Origin of the sequence: Thalassobellus sediminis, assembly GCF_044386045.1 — a bacterium.
Classification (GTDB): Bacteria; Bacteroidota; Bacteroidia; order Flavobacteriales; family Flavobacteriaceae; genus Thalassobellus; species Thalassobellus sediminis.
In genome coordinates, this window is sequence record NZ_JBISCD010000040.1 from 1,594,312 (window position 1) to 1,618,011 (window position 23,700).

The following is a 23,700-nucleotide window of genomic DNA, read 5'->3' on the forward strand; positions in this document are numbered from 1 at the left end:
GAAGTTATGGTTCAAAATTACTTTCATATCAATTTTTAAAATATGACTTTCGTCATGTTTCATTTTTTTTATTCTAATTTTCTACCTAAAATATTAGTGGCAATTGTAGTAAAAGCTACAATGCTAATAGAGCTTAAAGGCATTAATATAGCTGCAACAACAGGAGCTAATTGACCAGTGATTGCAAAATAAAGTCCGATACTGTTATAGATAAATGATAGAAAAAAACTCCATTTAATTATTTTTATAGCCGACTTTGAAATTTTTATATAATTGTATAACTGATTAAATTTTGAAGCATCTAAAATGGCATCACAAGCAGGGGAGAAAACATTTACGTTTTCTGAAATAGCAATACCCACATTACTTTGAGCCAATGCACCAGCATCATTTAAGCCATCACCAATCATTAATACATTAGAGCCTTCGCTTTGATGGTATTTTATATATTCAAGCTTGTCTTCTGGTTTTTGGTTAAAAAGCAGTTTTGTTTTTGTAGGTAGTAATTTGGTTAAATTATTTTTTTCACCTGAATTATCACCTGAGAGAATTACCAAATCAAATTCTTTTTTAAGAATATTGAATAATTGAGATAATCCTTTTCTATACGTGTTATAAAAGGTAAACTTACCTTTGTAAGAGTTGTTTGTACTTACATGTACTGATGTATCTAAAGTAGCTGTATGTGCTGAATGGCCTATAAAAGATGCCGACCCTACTTTAATATTTGCATTTTTATAAGAAGCTGTAATACCTTCACCTAGATGTTCTTCATAAATGTCTAATGTTACAATGTCATGTTGGTTTAAAAGTTGGTAAAGCGACCTGCTTAAAGGATGGTTAGAGCCCCGTAATGTACTTTTTAATAAGGATTCTTCGTTTTCAGATAGTTCGAAACCTTCATATTTGATGGTTGTTTCCTTATTAGTTGTAATCGTACCAGTTTTATCAAAAATGATGGTGTTTATTTTAGATAGTTGTTCAATAACACTAGCGTTTTTAAGGTAGAACTTTTTCTTTCCTAAAATGCGTAAAATATTTCCTAAAGTAAATGGTGTTGCTAACGCTATAGCACATGGGCATGCAATTATTAAAACAGATGTGAATACGTTTAATGCTTTACTAGAATCTGTAAATAACCAGAATGTCGTTGCTAAAAGCGCTATAGATAAAATAACTATAGTAAAACGTTTGCTAATGTTGTTTGTAATGTTTGTAAACGATAATTCTTTATCATTTTTAAAAACATCGTTACTCCAAAGTTGAGTTAAGTAACTTTGTTCTACCGATTTTAAAACATCAACTTCAATGCTTCCGTAGAGTTGTTTTCCGCCAGCAAATAGTTTCTCTCCAGATTTTTTTGAAACGGTTTTTGATTCGCCAGTAACAAAACTATAATCTATACGTGCGCTTCCTTTAATTAAAATACAGTCAACAGGAATTAATTCTTCATTTCTAATTAATAGCCGATCGCCTTTTTCAATGTCATAAACTTGAATAGATTCTTCTTTGTTATTATCTGTTATTTTCGTAATTCCTATAGGGAAATACGATTTGTAATCGCGCTCAAAAGATAAAAAAGTATAGGTTTTTTGTTGAAAAAATTTCCCTAGTAATAGAAAGAAAATAAGTCCTGTGAGGCTATCGAAAAAACCAGAGCCTGTATTTAAAATAATTTCGGTAGTACTTCTAATAAATAATACGGTAACACCTATAACTATGGGTACATCAATATTTAAAATATTTGTACGTAAGCCTTTGTATGCTGAAATAAAATAGTCTTGAGCCGAATAAAAAACAACAGGAACAGAAAAAGCAAACATAAGCCATCTAAATAGTGGTTTAAACTGTTCTAACCAAAATTCGTTGACTTGAAAATATTCAGGAAATGATAAAAACATGACGTTGCCAAAGGCAAAACCAGCTACTCCTAATTTATAAATTAGTGTTCGGTTTATGTGTTTTTTGCCAACGCTATAATCATCTAAACTAATAAAAGGTTCATAACCAATACTACTTAATAGTATAACGAGTTCCTTTAATGATAATAATTCTATGTTGAAATTTATTCGAACGGTCTTTTTACCAAAATTGACAATTGAAGAACTAATATCAGGATGTAATTTGTTTAAATTCTCTAAAATCCAAATACAAGAACTACAATGAATATGCGGAATATATAGCGTTACTATTTGAGTAGTAGCATTATTAAATTCGAGCAATTGCTCTATTATTTTTGTGTTCTCTAAAAAATTGTATTTACCTTCTATGTCTTTGGGAGTTGCACCAGGCGCAGCTTGTAAATCGTAATAGCAACTTAAATCGTTTTCAGAAAAAATCTGATAAACGGTTTTGCAACCATTACAGCAGAATGCTTTATCCTCATATGTGATTTTAGCAGAAGTTGCCTCTAAACCACAGTGAAAACATGTGTCTTTACTCATTATTATTTGCTCATTTTTACCTGAGTCAAAATTGAAAAAAGATGTGCTTTATAAATATGATATTTATCATGTTTTACTTAATTTTACAAAACAAGAATATTTATATGAAATATTGGAAACAATTTATTAATCAGTATTTTAAATTAAATAGACCTATTATTAAAGGCATAATATTTATGATTTTAACACTGTTAATTAAACAGCAATACTATAGTAACTAATGTTTCAAAGCGAGGATAATGTTTTTAATGTACTTTTTGAAGCTGTTTCAGAAGGGGTAATTGTAGTAGATAAACACCAAAAAATTGTAGCTACCAATAAATCTTCAGAAAGTATGTTTGGTTATACTAAAGAGGAACTCTACAATCAGCATCTCAATGTTTTAATTCCTAAAACCTATCATTCAAATCATGGCGCTCATTTTGATGGCTTTATGGAGAAAAAGGAAAGCCGAAAAATGGGACGTGGTAGAGATTTATATGGAGCTCGGAAAGACGGAGCTGTTTTTCCAGTTGAAGCAGGGTTAAATCCTTTAGAAATTAATGGTGATACTTTTATAATGACTTTGGTTATAGATATCTCTATACGTAAGCAACAAGAATTAGAATTATTAGAATTAAATACTAAGTTAGAAAAGAAAGTGCTAGAGCGTACTAATGAGTTAACAAATACGGTTGAAAAATTAAAAATAGTAAATGGAGAGCGTGATGCTGAAATTAAGAAACGTATTGAAGCTCAAGATAAAATAAGTGATGCACTTAAAAGAGAAAAGGAACTTAATGAATTAAAAACAAAGTTTTTATCCTTGGTGTCTCATGAATTTAAAACACCTTTAAGTGGCATTTTAACATCCTCAATGTTGTTAAGTAAATATAAATTAAGTGAACAACAAGAACGAAGAGATAAGCATATAAAAACAATTTCTGATAAAGTACACTACCTTAATAATATATTAAATGATTTCTTATCTATTGAGAAATTAGAAACAGGAAAAATGAATTATAAACTAACTACCTTTAAATTGAGTAAAGTAGTAAATGAGGTGGTTTATAACGCTAATATGCTTTTAAAAGATGGTCAGGTAATTAATTATCCAGAGAATATAGACGATATGTCTTTGCATCAAGATGAGAAAATTATAGAATTAGCATTATCAAATTTGGTAAATAATGCCATAAAGTATTCATCAGAAAACACAATTGTAGATATTGATGTAAAACAAGATAAAACACATACAACGTTTAAAATAAAAGATAACGGAATAGGCATTCCTTTAAAAGACCAAAAAAGTATTTTTAACCGTTATTTTAGAGCAGAAAACGCCTTACTAGCTCAAGGAACGGGTATTGGATTAAATATTGTTAAAAGTCATTTAGAAAACTTAGGAGGTACTATAAGCTTTGTTAGTGAAGAAAACAAAGGAAGTATATTTACAATTATATTACAAAATAAAGCTGATTAGATATTGCATCTAACTAGTATGAAGCAAAACAAAGTAACAGATGAAGAAAATATTATTGATAGAAGATGATGTTGTTTTAAGAGAGAATACAGCAGAATTATTAGAACTATCTAATTATGAGGTAATAACAGCACCAAATGGTAAATTAGGTGTTGAAACAGCTATAAAATATTTACCTAATATTGTTATTTGTGATATTATGATGCCAGAACTAGATGGTTATGGCGTTTTAGAAGCATTGGCTAAAACAGAAAGTACCAAATACATTCCTTTTATATTTTTATCGGCAAAAACAGAGCGTAAAGATGTTAGAAAAGGTATGGATTTGGGAGCCGACGATTATATTACAAAACCCTTTGAAGAAGATGAGCTTATAAGTGCTATAGAAAGCAGATTAGCTAAGGCGGCTATTTTAAAAGATGCACATGAGGAAAATGAAGAAAACGTTTCAGATGAAGGCGGTATTAGAACACTTAACGATTTAAAGAATTTTTTTGATGATAATGGTAAAGTTGTTGAATATACTCAAGGTGATATAGTTTATGAAGAAGGCCAAAATTCAAATTATATTTATTTAATTTCTAAAGGGTTAGTGAAATCTCATAAGTTTGATGAGCAAGGTAAAGATCTTACAACAGCTCTATATAAAGAAGATGATTTGTTTGGGTATACATCATTTACACAAAACACAGTATATCAAGAAACTACAACAGCAATAAAAGAAACTGTTTTAGTTGGTGTTTCTAAAAACCAACTAAAAGAAGTACTTGAAAATAATCATAAAGTAACTTTAGAGTTAATTCAATTATTAACAGAAGATCTTACAGATGTAAAAGAGCATTTATTAGAAATGGCCTATAGTTCTGTTAAAAAAAGAACAGCAAATACCATCTTAAAATTTGCAGAAAAACTTAACAGAAAACCTGAAGATGTTATTAGGATTTCACGAAATGATTTAGCAAGTGTAGCAGGAATAGCTACAGAAAGTTTAATAAGAACACTTTCTAATTTTAAAGATAATAATATCATCGAAATTGAAGGTAGAAATATTAAGATTTTAGATTTAAATAAATTACAACAAGTAACTTAATTTATTAAAATATAGGCGATTTATGATATTGGTCATATTTCGTTAAACATCATGGATTTATTTTTGTTTTTTACAAGAAGATAAGCATGAAGAATATTTTAATACCCACTGATTTTTCTGAAAACGCATGGAATGCCATTGAGTATGCACTCCGTTTTTTTAGTAAATCAACATGTAACTTTTATATATTACATGTTAATACTTCCGGTGTTTTAGCATATAATGAAAATATTTCTGTTTTTGATGATACTACCGTTTCAAGTGTTTTAAAAAATTCTTCAAAAAAACTTTTACAACAAACTATAAAACGAATTAATAAAAGGCCAAATTTAAATTCAAGTCATAGGTGCTTTCCTATTATGGATAATAATTATATTATCAATTCTATTAGAAAACAGGTCGCAGAAAAGAAGATTGATTATATAGTCATGGGAACTCGCGGGGCATCAGGTATTAATAAACTCGCTATTGGCAGCAATACAGGAAATGTCATTACAAAAGTGAAATGTACAACATTAGTGGTACCAGAAAATGCCAAATACATAAATTTGAAAGAGATCGCTTTTCCAACAGATTTTTCATTTTTTTATCCTACCGAAACATTACAGCCTATTGCTGATATTATTGAATCTTGTCATACAGCAGTAAGGGTTTTAAATATTAAAAGAAATGATGTTGAGCTAAATGAAGATCAACAAAAAAATAAAGAGTTTTTAGATGACTATTTTAATAGTAATGAACATAGTTTTCATTTTTTAACTAATAATCATATTGAAGATGCTATTCAGAATTTTGTTGAAAGTCGTAACATAAATCTAATAGCAATGTTAGCTAAAAATTTAAATTATTTTCAAAAAATATTATTTCACCCAACAACTCCAAAAATAAGTTATTACACTGATATTCCTTTTTTAGTTTTGCATTAAAGAAATATTAAAAAGGGCATTTTAGTTAGTTTTAATAAACATCAAAGTTATTATGGGAAAGTGTGAACAATGCATAATTAAACAATTTAATTCGCTTAAGTCTTTAAATAAAGAAGAATTAATACGTATCTCTGGTTGTAAAACATCAAGAGTTTTTAAAAAAGGAGAAATTATTTTTGAAGAAGGTGAAATTATAAATGGTGTTTATTGTATTAGAAATGGCATTTGTAAATTATCAAAATTAAGCGAAAACGGAAAAGATCAGATTGTGAAAATGGTTGTAAAAGGACAACTATTAGGACAACGTTCGCTTATAACCGATGAGCCTTCAAACTTACAAGCAATGGCTTTAAACGATATGGAAGTTTGTTTTATTCCTAAAAGTGAAATAATTAGTGATTTAAAAACCAACTCTAAATTTTCATTTGATGTACTAAAGGATATGGCTCATGATTTAAAAGAAGCCGATAATATTATAGTTAACATGGCTCAAAAAACGGTGCGTCAACGTTTGGCAGAAACCTTAGTTTATATTCACGATAGTTTTGGTGTCAATCCAGATAAAACATTAAGTATTTTATTATCACGTGAAGATTTTGCTAATATTGTTGGTACTGCAACCGAGTCTGCCATTCGAGTATTATCCCAATTTAAAAAAGAAGGTCTTATTTCAACAATAGGCAAGCAAATAAAAATTGAAAACATAGGTGGGTTAAAACGAGTAGAGTAGCTTTAATCTAAATTGCTTTTAATACTATAGATAAATCTAATTGCATTAATTTATATCTTGTATAAGAATATTGTATTTTTATACAGCTATGAAAAACAATAATACTTCTAGAAAAGGTTTCGTATTTAAAAAATATGAGGCACCTTATCAATCTCCATTTGATAAGCTTTTTGAAATTTTCAAAGAGTTAATAACACATACTTCAGGCGATTTTGATGAAGCCATAAATTGGTTACGCGAGTTAGATAAAGAGTATAAGCTTACTACTGCCGAATATACTATTGACGATTTTATTGAAGACCTAAAAAAGAAAGGGTTTATAAAAGAAGAAATAGACCCAGACGGAAATGGAGATATTATTATCACTGCAAAAACAGAACGCGCTATTCGACAACAAGCTTTAGATCATATCTTTGGAAAAATAAAACGAAGCGGACAAGGAAATCATAAAAGTAAAAGTGCAGGGATAGGTGATGAGCATACAGGCGATTTTAGAGCCTACCAATTTGGTGATGCTTTAGATAAGGTCTCAATAACAGAAAGTTTGAAAAATGCTCAAATAAGTAATGGTATTGGTGATTTTAGTCTCTCTGAAGACGATTTGGTTGTAGAAGATACCATGCATAAATCTCAAATGAGTACGGTATTAATGATTGACATTAGCCATAGCATGATTCTTTATGGAGAAGATCGTATTACACCTGCAAAAAAGGTGGCGATGGCTTTAGCAGAACTTATTATCACACGCTACCCAAAAGATACTTTAGATATTTTAGTATTTGGTAATGATGCTTGGCAAATAGAAATTAAAGATTTGCCTTATTTAAAAGTAGGGCCTTATCATACCAACACCGTTGCTGGTTTACAATTAGCAATGGATTTGTTACGACGGAAGCGAAATACCAACAAGCAAATTTTTATGATTACCGATGGTAAACCAAGTTGTTTGCGTTTGCCTAGTGGCGAGTATTATAAAAATAGTAATGGTTTAGATACTCATATAGTTAATAAGTGTTATGCAATGGCACAACAAGCACGTCGTTTACATATACCTATTACTACATTTATGATTGCACAAGATAATTACTTAATGCAATTTGTAAAAGAGTTTACTTATGCAAATCAAGGAAAAGCATTTTATACAGGACTTAAAGGTTTAGGTGAAATGATTTTTGAAGATTATGAAACAAACAGAAAAAAAAGAATTAGAGGATAAAGATGAATATAGAAAATATTAAAACCTTAGGAGCTTTAAAAAAAGCGAATTATCAAAGTAAATCTATCAAAGACGAACTAAGAGATAATTTAATTCAGAAAATAAAAAATAAAGAAACCACTTTTGAAGGTGTTCATGGTTATGAAAATACCGTGATTCCTGAATTAGAACGCGCTATTTTATCGCGTCATAATATTAATCTTTTAGGACTTAGAGGTCAAGCAAAAACAAGACTTGCTAGATTAATGTTGAACTTATTAGATGAATATATTCCTGTTGTTGAAGGTTCAGAAATTAATGATGATCCTTTAAATCCTATTTCGCGTTACGCAACTGAATTAATTAAAGAAAAAGGAGATAAAACACCCATCAATTGGTTACATAGAAGCGAACGTTTTGCCGAAAAATTAGCAACTCCAGATGTTACGGTTGCCGATATTATAGGGGATGTAGATCCTATTAAAGCAGCTAATTTAAAGCTTAGTTATGCTGATGATCGCGTGATTCATTATGGTATGATTCCAAGAGCAAACCGTTGTATTTTTGTTATTAACGAGTTGCCCGATTTGCAAGCAAGAATTCAAGTGGCTTTATTCAATATTTTACAGGAAGGCGATATTCAAATTAGAGGCTTTAAGTTAAGGTTGCCTTTAGATATTCAGTTTTTGTTCACAGCAAATCCTGAGGATTATACCAATAGGGGTAGTATTGTAACGCCACTGAAAGATAGAATTGGTTCACAAATACTAACGCACTATCCCGTAGATATTGAAACTGCAAGACTCATTACAGAGCAGGAAGCACGATTAGTTGAAAGTCAAAAGCAAACCGTTATAGTGCCAGATTTGGCAAGAGATTTATTAGAACAAATTGTTTTTGAAGCTCGTGATAATGAATTTGTTGATGCCAAAAGTGGTGTGAGTGCCAGATTAAGTATAACAGCATTAGAAAATTTATTAAGTACAGCAGAAAGGCGTGCGTTAATTTCTGGTGATAAAATAACCATGTTACGGTTAAGCGATTTTGTTGGTATCATTCCATCTATTACAGGAAAAGTAGAATTGGTTTATGAAGGCGAACAAGAAGGAGCTGCAGCTGTTGCTTATAATTTAATAGGTGAAGCTGTTAAAAGCTTGTTTTTAGAATTTTTTCCTGAGATTGAAAAACTAAGAAAACAAGATGATGAAAGTCCTTATGATGATATTGTGTCTTGGTTTTTTAATCAAAAAGAAGGTTTTCAATTGTTAGACGACTTACGAGATAAAGAATATAAAAGCTTATTAGATGGTATTGCGCCATTAGATGATTTGTTGGCACAATATCAACCTAATTTAAATAAAGAGGATACTTATTTTGCAAAAGAATTTGTGCTTTGGGCTTTAGTAGAGTATAAGCAATTAAGTAAACATCGTTTTGCCGAAGGTCTTCAATTTAAAGATCCGTATGGAAGTTTTATAAGTGGTATCTAGTTTATAATAAGTATTTCTGTTTTTTAATATTAAAAAGCGCATAATCGAATGATTTCGGTTATGCGCTTTTGTTTTATTAGTGGAATTTATTCTTGTTTTTGTAATTCACATATTCATTTTTTAAGCGGTTTATTTTTTTAAATACTCATTTTTGAGTAGGTGATATTTTTATTTTACTAAAAATAATTAACGAGTCTTAGAAGCCTGTTTTTAAAGGGTCTTGTTCGTCGTTTTTTCAGTATCTTAAGCAAAACAAACAGTTTTTTAGGCGATTTCAATCCCTAAATAAGTCAACAAAACACTATAGCTTTTTATTAAATTATGGATATAAATCTTATGCAAAAGAGTCCTATCAAAATCTTGTCTTTTGATATTGATAACACACTAATCGATTTTCACACTTTAAAAAGTAACTTCCCTAAAACTTGGAATAAATACAAAGCAAAAACAGATGTTTTACTTGCGTATAATACAGGGCGATTAATAGACGATGTGCTTGGTCTTATAAAAAAGGGGATTTTACCAAAACCAGATTATATAATAGCTGGTGTAGGAACTCTTATTTACGATTTTAATAGTAAATCTATTGTAAAAGAATTTAATGATGTTCTTGATGATGGTTGGGACTTAACAAAGGTTGAGCAAGTTATACAAAGTATCAATCATCCAATAAGTGAGCAACCCGCTAAATTTCAACATTCATATAAAAGGAGTTATTATTTTCATGATGCTACCAAAGCATTAATATCTAGTATCGAACAAGATTTTTCAAATGCAAATATGCACATAAACGTGGTGTATTCTGGAGAAAAATTTTTAGATATTCTTCCAAAATGGGCTAATAAAGGGAATGCATTGCAATGGTTACTTAAAAAATTAGATTTAAAGGCCGATAATGTTGTGGTTGCAGGAGATAGCGGAAATGACTCTGCTATGTTCGATATGGATGACGTTAGAGGCATTGTTGTGGCCAATGCCCATGAAGAGCTATATAGGTTTACAAAACACAGAGAGATGTATCATGCCGAGGGCGATCATGGTGATGGCGTTATTGAAGGACTTATATATTATGGCATATTACCTGAGGAAGCAAAAATAATTAATGAAGAAGATCATATTGATGATTATATCATTCAACAAGAGTTAAATAATATAGCAGACGAAGACGATAAAGAAAAGTTAGAATTAATAAGAGAAGGCTATGATAAAGCTGTTGAAGCATTAAAAAAGAATATTACACCCTTAGGGTTTTCGGCGTGTTCCATAAAAGATAATGTACCAAATGGAACCGATGAAAATTATCATAGCGTTTGGGCACGAGATGGAGCAATTACAGTTATAGGGTCGTTATCGCTTATACATGATGAAGAAATTCATCAGTGTCAACGTCAAACGTTAGTTACTTTGTTTGAGCACATTTCTCGTAATGGACAAATACCATCTAATGTACGTATAAAAGACAATGTAGCCGATTATTCTGGAGTAGGAGGTATATGTTCTATTGATAGTGGTATTTGGGTCGTAATTGCTTTCTATGAATACGTTAATGTAACAAAAGATATAAAGTTTCTTCGAAAATATATTTCAGATATTAAAGAAACTATGCGTTGGTTAGGAGCGCACGATAGTAACAATGATGCCTTGTTAGAAATTCCTGAAGCTGGAGATTGGACCGATTTGTTTGGAGGAAGTTATAACATTCTTTACGATGAAATCCTTTGGTATCGAGCAAATGTATGTTTTGGGCGTATGCTGGAAATGTTAGGAGATTATGAAGAAGCTGGAGAACATATAAGATGGTCTCAAGTTATAAAAAAAGAAATATTACAAAATTTTTGGCCTTCAACACAGCAAAAATTATTTCAATCGGTGTCCTTTGCCGAACGTCAATTTACACTAGGAGATACGCCTTATTTAATAGCGCAAACAACACCTTTCGATTTTAGCTGGCGTTGTGATGTGTTTGGTAACGTGTTAGCCTTTTTACATGGCGCTGTCGATGCAGAAAAAGCCCACCAGACCTTCAAGTTTATGCTAGGTGTTGGTGTTAATGATCCGTTTCCTGTATCTAACGTGTATCCTGTTGTAACACCTGGTGATCCAGATTGGAAACCATACTATACCGTTAACTTATTAAACCTTCCAAATCACTATCATAATGGTGGTATTTGGCCTTTTGTAGGCGGTTTTTGGGTGAAGTTTATTAACAAACTAGGGCTTAGAGATGTTGCTATTTCAGAGTTGTACAAATTAGCTCTAATAAATAAAGAAGGATTAACAGAAGAATGGGAATTTACCGAGTGGGCGCATGGTACTTCAGGTAAAGCTATGGGGAAAGCTTATCAGGCTTGGTCTGCGGCCCAATATATATCAGCTTGCAATGACTTACGAATAATTAAATAATTAACTAAAATTTAAACATATGAAATCAATATTGATGATCTCTTTACATGGCTATGTAGGAGCCAATGCAGAATTAGGAAAACCAGATACTGGTGGACAAGTAGTTTATGTTTTAGAGCTTGCCGAGCGTTTTAGTAGACTGGGAAAAAAAGTAGATTTAGTAACACGTCAATTTGAAGATCAACCAGAGTACGATCATGTAGATGATAATTATAGTGTATGGCGGATTCCTTTTGGAGGAAAAAAGTTTATCCGAAAAGAGGATATGCACGATCATTTAAAAAAGTTTGTTACCAATTGTTTAGCAGCTATTAAAAAAGAAGGCAAAAAGTACGATGTTGTTTATTCTCATTATTGGGATGCAGGTTGGGCAGGACAAAAAATAGCTGAAGAATTAGGCGTTTCGCATGTGCATACACCGCACTCTGTTGGTTGGTGGAAACAGCATACTATGGGAAGTGATATGGATGAAAAGGTAATGGAGAAAAATTATCGTTTTAAAGAACGTATTAGAAAAGAATATTTTGTGTATCAAATGTGTAATCATGTTATTGCTACAACATTGCCTCAAGTAGATTTGTTAACTAAGCAATATGATGTTTTACCAAAAAATTGTACCATGATTCCTCCTGGAATTGACGAAAACCGATTTTTTCCAGTACCTTCAAAAGAAAATGATAAAATTCGTGTTAAGTACGATATTCATCCTACAGATATTTTAACTTTAGGAAGAATGGCACATAATAAAGGTTATGATCTTTTAATAAGAGCATTACCAACGGTTTTCGAACTTTGTCCAGAAGCTAGATTAGTAGCGGCAATTGGTAGCGATCAGTCAGATCAAGATGATGAAGGCGTTGCAACGCTTAAGAAGTTAGCAACCGAACTGGGTATTATGGATAAAATAAAATGGAAAAATTATATAGCCGATGAAGATTTAGCAAACGTTTACAGATCGGCTAATATTTTTGTTATGCCTTCTAGATATGAACCTTTTGGAATGGTTGCTATTGAGGCTATGGCTTGTGGTACACCAAGTATTATTACTGTGCATGGTGGCTTATATGATTTAATTGATTTTGGTAATCAAGCTTTATTTGCAGATCCTCACAGACCTGTTGAGTTTGGTGCTATGATGGCTATGCCGCTTTTATACCCTAAAATGCGAAATGAACTATCTGTTGAAGGCGCTCGTTTTGCGCGTCGTAATTTTGGCTGGACAGGAATTGCTAAGCGAATGATTGAAGTTTTTAAAAGCTCCATTAATCAACAAACTATGGAGTCTAATCTTTTTTACTAAGTAAGAACGGTTAAACTATTAAAATAAAATTTATGGCTAACATTGTCTGTTTTGGAGAAGTATTATGGGATGTTTTTCCAACTTATAAAAAAATTGGAGGCGCACCATTAAATGTGGCACTTCGGTCTGCTTCTTTTAATAATGAAGTTATTATGATTAGTGCTGTTGGAAATGATAGTGCTGGTAATAAATTAATGCATTATTTTTTAGAGAATGATTTAAATATAAGTTGCATTCAAGTTATTGATACATTTGAAACAGGCGAGGTTAAGGTCATATTAAATGATAAAGGATCTGCATCGTATGATATTATATACCCAAGAGCTTGGGATAAAATAAGTTTAACAGAAGCTTCTATAGATGCTGTAAAAGCATCTGATGCTTTTGTTTTTGGGAGTTTAATAGCTAGAGATGATATCTCTAGAGGTACGCTTTATAAACTGATAGATTTAGCACATTATAAAGTATTTGATCTTAATTTACGACCACCTCATTACTCAAAAGAAGTGCTTTTATATCTTATGAATACATCTGATTTTATTAAGTTTAACGATGATGAACTTTATGAAGTAAGTAGGAGCATGGGTTCTGTATATAATTCTTTAGAACAAAATTTAAATTATATAGCTGAGAAAACAAATACCAAGCATGTTTGTGTTACCAAAGGAGCGCATGGAGCCGTTTTACTTTATAATGGAAAACTTTATTATAATAGTGGCTATCAAATAAAAGTAAAGAATACAGTTGGTGCTGGTGATTCCTTTTTAGGATCGCTAATTAGTCAATTATTAAATAATGTTAGTCCGCAAGAGGCTATAAATTTTGCTTGTGCTGTTGGTGCACTAGTCGCACAAGAGGATGGTGCAAATCCTAAAATAAGCAATGCGCAAATTGGTGCTTTTATAAACCCTTAATTTTGTTTACCAGTTGTCTCTTGACTTAATATTTGCTTCACAGAGCTTAATGATTTCAGAAATACGCTTTTGTTTTGTCGCTTCTCTTTTAGCTTGTTTTAACCAATATAAATAGCTTTTTTTATATGAAGGGGCAAAGTTTTGGTAATTATCAAAAGCCAAAGCGTTCTTGTTAAATTCTAGTTGTAACGCTTCTGGTATAATGCCATTTTCAACATCATCTAAGGCAGTCCAACTACCATTTTGTTTTCCTATTTCAATCTTTTTTAATCCACTTTCATGCATTAGATTATCAGCAATAAGTGAGTCAATATATTTTTTGTTTAAAGCACTCCAAACACTTTTGTCATTTCTTGGTGAAAAATATTGTCGGCGTTTTCCGTTTCCTAAGCTTTTTACAGTAGAATCAATCCATCCATAGCAAATAGCTACTTTTACAGCTTCTTCCCATCGCATAGATGGTTCTTTGTTTTCAACTTTATAAAAGATTAAATAAACACCTTTATACGAATTATAATTATTGTGTAACCATGCTCGCCATTTGGAGTCTGTTTTAAAATATAATTCAGGGGTTTTTTCCATAGGTATTATATGTTTTTTTCTTTAACATAAAAATCTTTATCAATTATGATTGGCATTTTACTAGAAGGTGTTTCTATTGTCTGCCATTCAGATTTTGGGTAGATCCATTTGTCTTCATTTCCAATTTTTATTTGAATTGGCATATCAAATCCATCAACAATATTAGTCCATCTATATTTTAAAGTTCTTTTTTTATGAGAATATTCTAAAGTTGGTATTCTTATATCTCTTAGATATTGATTAAAAAAAGAGGTTAAATCGATCCCAGTTTCTTTACTTAAATAATTTTCAATTTGTTGCGTGCTTACCGTCTGATGATAAAATGTTATATTTAATCCACGTAAAATTTGACGCCATTTTTCATCATCTTTAACAAGCTGCCTTAAAGTGTGTAGCATGTTTCCGCCTTTCTGATACATATCACTAGAACCTTCCTTGTTTACATTGTAGTGTCCAATAATTGGACGTTCATTATGGATGCCTTTACGAGTGCCAATTATATATTCAGCACCTGCTTCTTTACCATAATAATACTCTACAAATAAACTTTCAGAATAGCTTGTAAAGCTTTCATGAATCCACATGTCTGCAATGTCAATATAGGTTATGTTATTCGCAAACCATTCATGTCCAGATTCGTGTATAATAATATAATCGAATTTTAATCCCCAACCAGTACCCGATAAATCTCTTCCTAAATAACCTTGCATAAATTTGTTGCCATATGTAACCGAACTTTGATGTTCCATACCTAAATAAGGGACTTCAACAAGTTTGTATCCATCTTTATAAAATGGATATTGACCAAACCAATGCTCAAAAGCTTTCATCATTTTTGGAGCATCTTTAAATTGTTTTTTAGCTTTTTCTAAGTTGTCTTTTAAAACATAATAATCCATGTCTAAATTACCTCCTTGACCATCAAATACTTCAGAAAAATGGGCGTAATCACCAATATTCACATTTACACCATAATTATTAATAGGATTGTTTACATACCAATGGTAGGTTTTCGTATCTGTGAATTCTTCAATTTTACGCAGCCTTCCGTTAGAAACATCCATTAAGCCTTTTGGCACATTCACGCTAATAAGCATGCTGTCTACTTCGTCGTACATATGATCTTTGTTAGGCCACCAAACACTAGCGCCTAAGCCTTGACAAGATGTTGCTACAAAATCTTTTCCATTGTTATCTTTTTTCCAGGAGAAACCACCATCCCAAGGTGCTTTAATGGCTTCTTTTGGATTGCCTTCATAATACACATCAAGAGATTGAATACTTCCTACATCTTGTTTACTTATTAGTTTGATAAAATGAGCATTGCCATCGTGTTTTACTTCTAAAGAATCACCGTTTTGAATAACTTTTGTTATTTTTAAAGGTGGCTGCAAATCAATTTGCATTACCGAATTGTTTTCTAAAACTTTATACTGAATGGTGTTTTTTCCTGAAATGTGCTTTTTTGAAGGATCTACTTTAATGTCTAAATGATAATAGGTTACATCCCACCAAGCACGTTCTGGAGTTATGGTACCTCTTATTGTATCTTGATGTGTGAAATCATGTTTTTCTTTAAGTAAACCCTGCGCTTTTACAGAGGTATGTAAAAACAATAATAAACTAATAAGTATTAAAAAATTATATTTCATTTATTCTTTTTTTTAAATATAAATTAATAGAAAAACATTCTAAAAGGCTATTAAAAGTATGTTAATATTTATTTAATCGCGAATAATTTTATTAGGAAAAAGCACAATGCTTTCAAAACCATTTTTTCCAACTGATGCTATTCCAAAGTAATAATTGTCAACAACTATATTTTTTAAAGTAAATTCTAAAACATTACCTACATACCTGCTATAGTCCCAAGTGGGAGAGGTGGTATCTCTCCAGTATATTTTGTAACCTTTCGCTCCATCAACTTTATCCCATTTTAATTTTGTTGATGGTTGAACAATACCACCAATAGCAAGGTTTTTAGGGGGTGGTGGAGCAGAAGCTAAACTAGCTAAGTTTATGGCATTCACAATAGTTAATTTTTTAGCATATTCAAAATTAACATGTTCAATAATATCTCCGTATTTAATTCCATTTTCCTCTCTAATATCTTGGTGTTGTTGCGTGTAGTTTTCATGTGCCTCCATAATTCTAATGCCAGCAAAACCTAAGTCGTTAAAAGGACGATGATGACCTCCACGTCCAAATCTGTCTAATCTGTATATCATTATCGGGTTCATTTCTGGCATATATGTTTTTACATTTTTGTAAACATAACGGGCCAATTGCCTAGAAATGCCATCAACTTCTCCTCCATAAAATCTTCGGAATGTTCTTTCTTTTTCAGATTCATTAGCGGGTACTGGTTCAGAGAAAATTCTAAAACTTCTATTATCTATTACATCATCAATACCAGAGATGTTTCCAATCATATCATTATTAAAAACACCAATGATATCCCAACCTTTTTCTTGTGCATATTTAGCTAATCCAGCTCCACCAAAAAGGCCTTGTTCTTCTCCAGATAACCCTACATAAATAATACTATTTTCAAATTTGTATTTTGAAAGCACTCTTGCTGCTTCAATAGTTCCTGCCATACCAGAAGCATTATCGTTAGCTCCAGGTGCATCGGTAGTGAAATCCATTGTGTCACTTGCCCGCGAATCAATATCACCACTCATTATGATGTATTTATTAGGGTGTTTTAAACCTTTTTGTACTGCCACTACATTAACTATCCAAGCATCATGGGGTACCCGTTTGTTCCCTTTTTTTGCAACAAAATTTTTTTGATAAAAAACATCTAAGCAATTATCACAATTATTAGAAATGGTTTCAAATTCTTGTTTTATCCAGCGTCTAGCAGCCCCTATACCTCGAGTGTTAGATAGGGTGTCGCTAAAGGTGTTCCTAGTTCCAAAATTGACTAAAATATTTGTGGTTTTTTCTATACGTTCTCTAGAAATAGCATCAACAATATCATATAATTTTTCACTTGTTTGAGCACTTATTATAGATGTAAATATTATAAAAATTAAGAGTGTAGAATATCTCATATTATTTCTTATAATTAAACTTAACGGTTTCAACAGTACCATCTTCCTGATGTAAATCAACATAGATATTCATTTCATTTTCATTTACTTTTTCAAAAACCATGCCTTCAAAAATAACATTATGCTTTGTTATTTTTTTTAAAGGAAAATCAATCGTTTCGTCTTTAGTTTCCCAACCTTTTAAATCATTATTAAAATGCTTTAGTTGAAGGATTAAAGTGTTTTCTACTTCTCTGATAATTTCAATTTCATAAAATGACACTTTATTGTCAATAATTAATTTAAACGTAGCCATCATAGATCCTCCTGAAGGTTTACTCCAGTTCTCTTCTGTAATGCCTCCAAAAGCTTCACCTTTCCAATTACCAGATATCCAAGAAATGTTTTCTAATTTAGGTTCAATAGTGTTATCATTTTGAGAAAATACTAATGACGATGGAAGTAGTAAGGCTAGAAAATATAATGTTTTCATAGTTACAAAGTTTTTACTAAAATAGATAAAATAAAAAAGCGCATCAAAAATAACTTTTAATGCGCTTTACATAATTGAATTAGTCACTTAGTTATACTTTAAAAACAGTATTTGTTTTCTTTAATTACTTTGTTAGCAATAATATTTCTTAATTCTATAATGTTAGGCATATTTACATATTTTATATAACGTTTTAAGCCCATAAGCATCATGCGTTGCTCGTCTCCTGAAGAGAATGAAATAATAGAGTGTTTCCCTGCTGTTTCAATAACATCAATAGCATGAAACAAGTTTAATTTTGCCATAGCTATCTGTTCTGCAACTTTGTCTTCTCCTTCTTTTTTAGCCATTTTTTCTGCTCGTAGAATAGCAGATTCTGCAATGTATATTTGAATTAAAATATCAGAAGCAGCTAACATTAGTTGTTGATGTTGTTCAATTTTCTCTCCATATTTTTGTAAAGCAGCACCAGATACCATTAAAAATAATTTTTTAAGATTTTTGATGATACTTTTTTCTTCTGAAAATAATTCTGAAAAATCTGGTGTTTCAAAAGATGGAATACTAGTAAGTTCATTAGCAACTGCAGTTGCTGGTTCTAGTAAATCTACATGGCCTTTCATAGCTTTTTTAATAAGCATACCAATACTTAGCATACGGTTTATTTCGTTAGTACCTTCATAGATTCTGGCAATACGAGCATCTCTCCAAGCAGATTCAATAGGTGTGTCTTCAGAAAAGCCCATGCCTCCAAAAATTTGGATACCTTCATCTGTACATCGTTGTGTATATTCGGAAACAGCAACTTTTAAAACAGAACATTCAATTGCATATTCTTCAACTCCTTTTAGTTCGGCTTCTTGGTGTGTGTCTTTGCCGTTGTTTTGACGTAATTCTATACGATCTTCAATGTTTTTTGCAGCTCTATAACTAGCTGATTCTCCTACCCAACAGTTGGTGGCCATTTCTGCTATTTTTTGACGAATAGCTCCAAAACTAGAAATAGGTGTTTTAAACTGAATACGCTCATTAGCATATTTTACAGATTCACTAATAGTTCGGCGTTGTGCATCTAAACATGCAGCGGCTAATTTTATTCTACCAACATTTAAAGCATTCATGGCAATTTTAAATCCGTTACCTCTTGTTGAAAGCATATTTTCAACAGGCACTACGGTATCATTAAAAAATACCTGACGCGTAGATGACGCTCTAATTCCTAACTTATGTTCTTCCTCGCCCATGGTAATTCCATTCGGGTTATTTGGGTCGTATTCAATAATAAAACCAGTAATGTTTTTATCGTCTTCAATACGCGCAAAAACAATCATTACGCTACAAAAACCAGCATTAGAGATCCACATTTTCTGACCAGTAATACTGTATGTTTTTCCATCGGCAGATAAAACCGCTTTCGTTTTTCCAGAGTTGGCATCACTACCAGCACTAGGTTCTGTTAAGCAATACGATCCAAACCATTCGCCGCTAGCCAGTTTCGGAACATATTTTTGTTTCTGCTCTTCGGTACCATATAAGGTAATAGGCATAGTGCCAATACCTGTGTGCGCTCCAAAGGCCGTACTAAACGATCCGGTAGCTCCAGAAATATAATCGCAAACGAGCATGGTGTCAACAAATCCCATACCCATTCCGCCGTAAGCTTCAGGAACAGAAACTCCTAAGAAACCCATTTCTCCTGCTTTTTGCATACAAGATTCTGTTAGGGCATAATCTTTAGCTTCAAAGCGTGCCTTATTTGGCCAAAGTTCTCTGTCTACAAATTCTGTGACAGCTTCCTTCATCATATTTTGCTCTTCCGAAAAATCTTCTGGTGTAAAAATGTCTTCGCAGTTTGTTTCTTTAACTAAGAATTGACCGCCTCGTAATAAGTCTTTTGCCATAATATGCCCCCTCTAACTCCCCCAAAGGGTGAGAACTGTTACGGGGTGTGTTTTTAGTTATACTTTATTTTAAAACTCTTTATTATTTTATAAATTTTCTTTTTTTTTGGATACCTAGTTGAGGTCTTAATTTAAAAATTCAAAAATCCCACATGCACCTTGTCCTGTACCAACACACATAGTTACTGCACCGTATTTTCCTTGCATATTGCGTTTTCTCATTTCATCAAATAGTTGAACAGATAATTTAGCTCCTGTACAACCAAGTGGATGACCTAATGCTATAGCGCCTCCATTTACATTAACAATGTCTGGATTTAAATCTAACTCTCTAATGACTGCTAATGATTGTGAAGCAAAAGCTTCATTTAATTCAATAAGATCTAAATCACTTTGTTTTAAACCAGCTTGTTTTAATGCTTTTGGAATGGCTTTTACAGGTCCAATTCCCATGATGCGAGGTTCTACGCCAGCAGCTGCATAATTAACTAATCGTGCTATAGGTTCTAGGTTTAATTCTTTAACCATATCTTCACTCATAACCATCACAAAGGCTGCGCCATCACTCATTTGAGATGAATTACCTGCAGTAACACTGCCACCTGCAGCAAATACAGCTCGCAATTTCGCTAAAGCTTCTAAGCTAGTACCGGCACGAGGTCCTTCGTCTTTAGTTACCACATAAGATTTGGTTGCTTTTTTACCGTTTTCATTAATATAGGTTTGTTCCACATTGATAGGAACTATTTGATCTTGAAACCTGTTTTCAGCTTGTGCTCTTAAAGCTTTCATATGTGAATTATATGCAAATGCATCTTGATCTTCACGAGATACTTTAAATTGATTTGCTACTGCCTCAGCAGTATTTCCCATACCCCAATAATAATCTTCATGACCTGCTTTTACAGTATCATAATTTAGTTCTGGTTTGAAACCCGTCATAGGTACTGAACTCATGCTTTCTGAACCGCCAGCAATAATACAATCGGCCATTCCAGCTTGTATTTTTGCAGTTGCAATACCAATAGTTTCTATTCCAGACGAACAAAAACGGTTTACAGTTACTCCAGGAATATCAACAGAATTTAAACCAATTAACGAAATAAATCGAGCCATGTTTAAACCTTGTGCACCTTCTGGCATCGCATTACCAACAATAACATCGTCAATTCTTGAGACATCTAGGTTAGGTAATTCTTTCATCATGTGCTGAATGGTTTCTGCACCCAACTCATCTGCACGTTTAAAACGAAATACACCTCTAGGCGCTTTTCCAACGGCTGTTCTGTATGCTTTTACTATATATGCTTGTTTCATTGTTTTAGTTTCTTAAAGGTTTTCCAGTTTTTAGCATATGCTGAATACGTTCTAATGTTTTGCGTTCTGTACATAAACTTAAGAATGCTTCTCGTTCTAAATCTAGTAAGTATTGTTCGCTTACTAATGTAGGTTCCGATAAATCGCCACCAGCCATCACATAGGCTAGCTTGTTGGCAATTTTATGATCGTGTTCACTAATAAATCTAGAGGCTTCCATAGCATCTGTTCCTACTAAAAACATCCCTAAAGCTTGTTTTCCAAGTACTTTTACATCCTTACGTTTTACTGGTTGCGTATAACCTGTTTCAGCCATTAATTTGGCATAGGCTTTCGCTGTTGCAATTTGTCGGTCCTTATTAACAACCACAACATCTTTTCCTTTTTGTAAGATGCCCATATCAAAAGCTTCATAGGCTGAAGTAGCAACTTTAGCCATGCCAATAGTTAAGAAATATTCTTGGAGCGTGTTAAGTTCTACATCACCTTTTGTAAATGTATCTGATGCTCTTAAAGCCATTTCTTTAGAACCACCACCACCAGGAATCACACCAACTCCAAATTCAACTAAACCAATATAAGTTTCGGCAGCTGCTACTACTTTATCGGCATGCATTGATAGTTCACATCCACCACCTAGCGTCATACCATGTGGAGCAGAAATGGTAGGGATTGCAGAATAACGCATACGCATCATAGTGTCTTGAAAATATTTAATAGCAGCATTTAATTCGTCATATTCTTGCTCGACTGCCATCATGAAAATCATACCAATATTAGCGCCTACCGAGAAGTTCGCACCTTGATTACCAATAACTAATCCTTGATAATCTTTTTCAGCTAAATCTATGGCTTTATTTAATCCTGCAAGAACATCGCCTCCAATAGTATTCATTTTAGATTGGAACTCACAGTTTAAAATACCATCTCCTAAATCTTCAATAACAACGCCTGAATTTTGAAATACTTCGTTAGATTTTCTAATGTTATCTAATATAATGAAGGCATCTTGACCTGGAACTTTTTCTTGTATTTTCTTTGGAATATCATAGGTGTATGTAGCACCGTCTTTTACGGTATAAAAAGAATCACTTCCAGACGCTAACATTTCGTTTACCCAAGCAGCAGGTTTTAATCCTTCAGCTTTCATTATTTCAATACCTTTTTCAACGCCTATGGCATCCCAAATTTGAAAAGGACCATGTTCCCATCCAAAACCAGCTTTCATGGCATCATCAATTTTGTATAATTCGTCTGTTATTTCAGGAATTCTGTTTGAAACATAAGCAAATAAAGCCGCAAAACTTTTTCTGTAAAAATCGCCTGCTTTATCTTTTCCTGAAACCAAAACTTTAAATCTGTCAACGACTTTATCAATAGTTTTTGTTAATTCTAGTGTTGCAAATTTTGCACGTTGTTTCGATCTGTATTCTAATGTATTTAAATCTAATGAAAGAATTTCTTTTTTGCCTTCAGCAGAAACCTGTTTTTTGTAAAAACCTTGTCCTGTTTTGCTTCCTAACCATTTGTTTTCCATCATGGTATTGATGAAATCAGGTAGTTTAAACAGTTCTAATTGTTCATCATCTTTACAGTTTTCGGCAATACCATTAGCTACATGTACTAAAGTATCTAAACCTACAACATCAACCGTACGGAAGGTTGCCGATTTTGGTCTACCAATAACAGGGCCTGTTAATTTATCAACTTCTTCAATAGTTAAGTTCATGCTTTTAACAGCATTGAATAAACTCATGATGCTAAAAATACCAATACGATTTCCTATAAAAGCTGGCGTATCTTTTGCAATTACTGATGTTTTTCCTAGAAATTGTTCGCCATAACCATTTAAAAAATCTAATACAGAAGTATCTGTTTTTGGTCCAGGTATGATTTCGAATAATTTTAAATATCGAGCTGGGTTAAAAAAGTGTGTACCACAGAAATGTTTTTGAAAATCTTCACTACGTCCTTCACTCATAAAATGAATAGGGATTCCAGAAGTGTTGGATGTTATTAAAGTTCCTGGTGTTCTGTGTTTTTCAAGATTTTCAAATACCTGCTTTTTTATGTCAAGACGTTCTATAACGACTTCCATAATCCAATCTACATTAGCTACTTTAGAAATATCGTCTTCAAGATTACCAGTAGTAATTCTATTGGCAAATTTTTTATGATAAATAGGTGAGGGCTTCGACTTTAAAGAAGCTGCTAAAGCATCGTTTACTAAACGATTTCTAACAACCTTGTCTTTTAAAGTTAGACCTTTTGCTTTTTCTTTAGCATTAAGTTCTCTTGGAATAATGTCTAGTAATAATACATCAACTCCAATATTAGCAAAATGACAAGCGATTCCGCTTCCCATGATTCCAGAACCAATAATGGCTACTTTTTTAATTATTCGTTTGCTCATCT

The 23,700-nt window shown here is 32.2% G+C and carries 17 protein-coding genes; 9 read left to right on the forward strand and 8 right to left on the reverse strand.

Annotated features, from left to right (window positions below; translation table 11 throughout):
• Window positions 1–68: 68 nt before the first annotated feature.
• The gene (locus tag ACH5TW_RS13620; RefSeq protein ID WP_439337052.1) at window positions 69–2,444 is read right to left on the reverse strand and encodes a heavy metal translocating P-type ATPase; all 2,376 of its coding nucleotides are present in this window, start codon (window positions 2,442–2,444) and stop codon (window positions 69–71) included.
• Window positions 2,445–2,664: 220 nt separating this feature from the next.
• Between ACH5TW_RS13620 and ACH5TW_RS13625 the strand changes: the two genes are divergently transcribed.
• From ACH5TW_RS13625 to ACH5TW_RS13665, 9 genes are all read left to right on the forward strand, one after another.
• Window positions 2,665–3,906, forward strand: coding sequence for a PAS domain-containing sensor histidine kinase (locus ACH5TW_RS13625; protein ID WP_439337053.1), 1,242 nt, complete (start codon window positions 2,665–2,667; stop codon window positions 3,904–3,906).
• A gap of 40 nt (window positions 3,907–3,946) precedes the next feature.
• On the forward strand, window positions 3,947–4,996 hold the full coding sequence (locus ACH5TW_RS13630; protein ID WP_439337054.1) for a response regulator: 1,050 nt from the start codon (window positions 3,947–3,949) through the stop codon (window positions 4,994–4,996).
• Window positions 4,997–5,082: 86 nt separating this feature from the next.
• Window positions 5,083–5,922, forward strand: a complete 840-nt coding sequence (locus tag ACH5TW_RS13635; RefSeq protein WP_439337055.1) for a universal stress protein — start codon at window positions 5,083–5,085, stop codon at window positions 5,920–5,922.
• Between the two features lie 52 nt (window positions 5,923–5,974).
• Window positions 5,975–6,652: a Crp/Fnr family transcriptional regulator gene (locus tag ACH5TW_RS13640; protein WP_439337056.1), complete on the forward strand. Its 678-nt coding sequence runs from the start codon at window positions 5,975–5,977 to the stop codon at window positions 6,650–6,652.
• An 88-nt stretch (window positions 6,653–6,740) separates the two neighbouring features.
• Entirely contained in the window at window positions 6,741–7,868 is a 1,128-nt protein-coding gene (locus ACH5TW_RS13645; protein ID WP_439337057.1) for a vWA domain-containing protein, read from the forward strand.
• Window positions 7,869–7,870: 2 nt separating this feature from the next.
• Window positions 7,871–9,337, forward strand: a complete 1,467-nt coding sequence (locus ACH5TW_RS13650; protein ID WP_439337058.1) for a magnesium chelatase — start codon at window positions 7,871–7,873, stop codon at window positions 9,335–9,337.
• A gap of 321 nt (window positions 9,338–9,658) precedes the next feature.
• Window positions 9,659–11,740, forward strand: a complete 2,082-nt coding sequence (locus ACH5TW_RS13655; RefSeq protein ID WP_439337059.1) for an HAD-IIB family hydrolase — start codon at window positions 9,659–9,661, stop codon at window positions 11,738–11,740.
• 19 nt (window positions 11,741–11,759) lie between these two features.
• Window positions 11,760–13,040 (forward strand): glycosyltransferase, encoded by a 1,281-nt coding sequence (locus ACH5TW_RS13660; protein WP_439337060.1) that lies wholly within the window; start codon window positions 11,760–11,762, stop codon window positions 13,038–13,040.
• Window positions 13,041–13,072: 32 nt separating this feature from the next.
• On the forward strand, window positions 13,073–13,954 hold the full coding sequence (locus ACH5TW_RS13665; protein WP_439337061.1) for a carbohydrate kinase family protein: 882 nt from the start codon (window positions 13,073–13,075) through the stop codon (window positions 13,952–13,954).
• A gap of 6 nt (window positions 13,955–13,960) precedes the next feature.
• Here ACH5TW_RS13665 and ACH5TW_RS13670 read toward each other — a convergent pair whose 3' ends face one another.
• The 7 genes from ACH5TW_RS13670 to ACH5TW_RS13700 form a co-directional block, all read right to left on the reverse strand.
• Window positions 13,961–14,536 (reverse strand): YdeI/OmpD-associated family protein, encoded by a 576-nt coding sequence (locus ACH5TW_RS13670; protein ID WP_439337062.1) that lies wholly within the window; start codon window positions 14,534–14,536, stop codon window positions 13,961–13,963.
• 5 nt (window positions 14,537–14,541) lie between these two features.
• Window positions 14,542–16,188 carry a M1 family metallopeptidase gene (locus ACH5TW_RS13675; RefSeq protein ID WP_439337063.1) on the reverse strand — a complete coding sequence of 549 codons (1,647 nt, stop codon included), beginning with the start codon at window positions 16,186–16,188 and terminating at the stop codon, window positions 14,542–14,544.
• 72 nt (window positions 16,189–16,260) lie between these two features.
• Window positions 16,261–17,595: a M28 family peptidase gene (locus ACH5TW_RS13680; RefSeq protein ID WP_439337064.1), complete on the reverse strand. Its 1,335-nt coding sequence runs from the start codon at window positions 17,593–17,595 to the stop codon at window positions 16,261–16,263.
• Window position 17,596: 1 nt separating this feature from the next.
• Window positions 17,597–18,067: a DUF6265 family protein gene (locus ACH5TW_RS13685; protein WP_439337065.1), complete on the reverse strand. Its 471-nt coding sequence runs from the start codon at window positions 18,065–18,067 to the stop codon at window positions 17,597–17,599.
• A gap of 98 nt (window positions 18,068–18,165) precedes the next feature.
• Window positions 18,166–19,968 (reverse strand): acyl-CoA dehydrogenase FadE, encoded by a 1,803-nt coding sequence (locus ACH5TW_RS13690; protein ID WP_439337066.1) that lies wholly within the window; start codon window positions 19,966–19,968, stop codon window positions 18,166–18,168.
• A gap of 126 nt (window positions 19,969–20,094) precedes the next feature.
• Window positions 20,095–21,285, reverse strand: a complete 1,191-nt coding sequence (locus tag ACH5TW_RS13695) for an acetyl-CoA C-acyltransferase (protein WP_439337067.1) — start codon at window positions 21,283–21,285, stop codon at window positions 20,095–20,097.
• A 4-nt stretch (window positions 21,286–21,289) separates the two neighbouring features.
• Window positions 21,290–23,698, reverse strand: a complete 2,409-nt coding sequence (locus ACH5TW_RS13700; protein ID WP_439337068.1) for a 3-hydroxyacyl-CoA dehydrogenase/enoyl-CoA hydratase family protein — start codon at window positions 23,696–23,698, stop codon at window positions 21,290–21,292.
• Window positions 23,699–23,700: the final 2 nt, after the last annotated feature.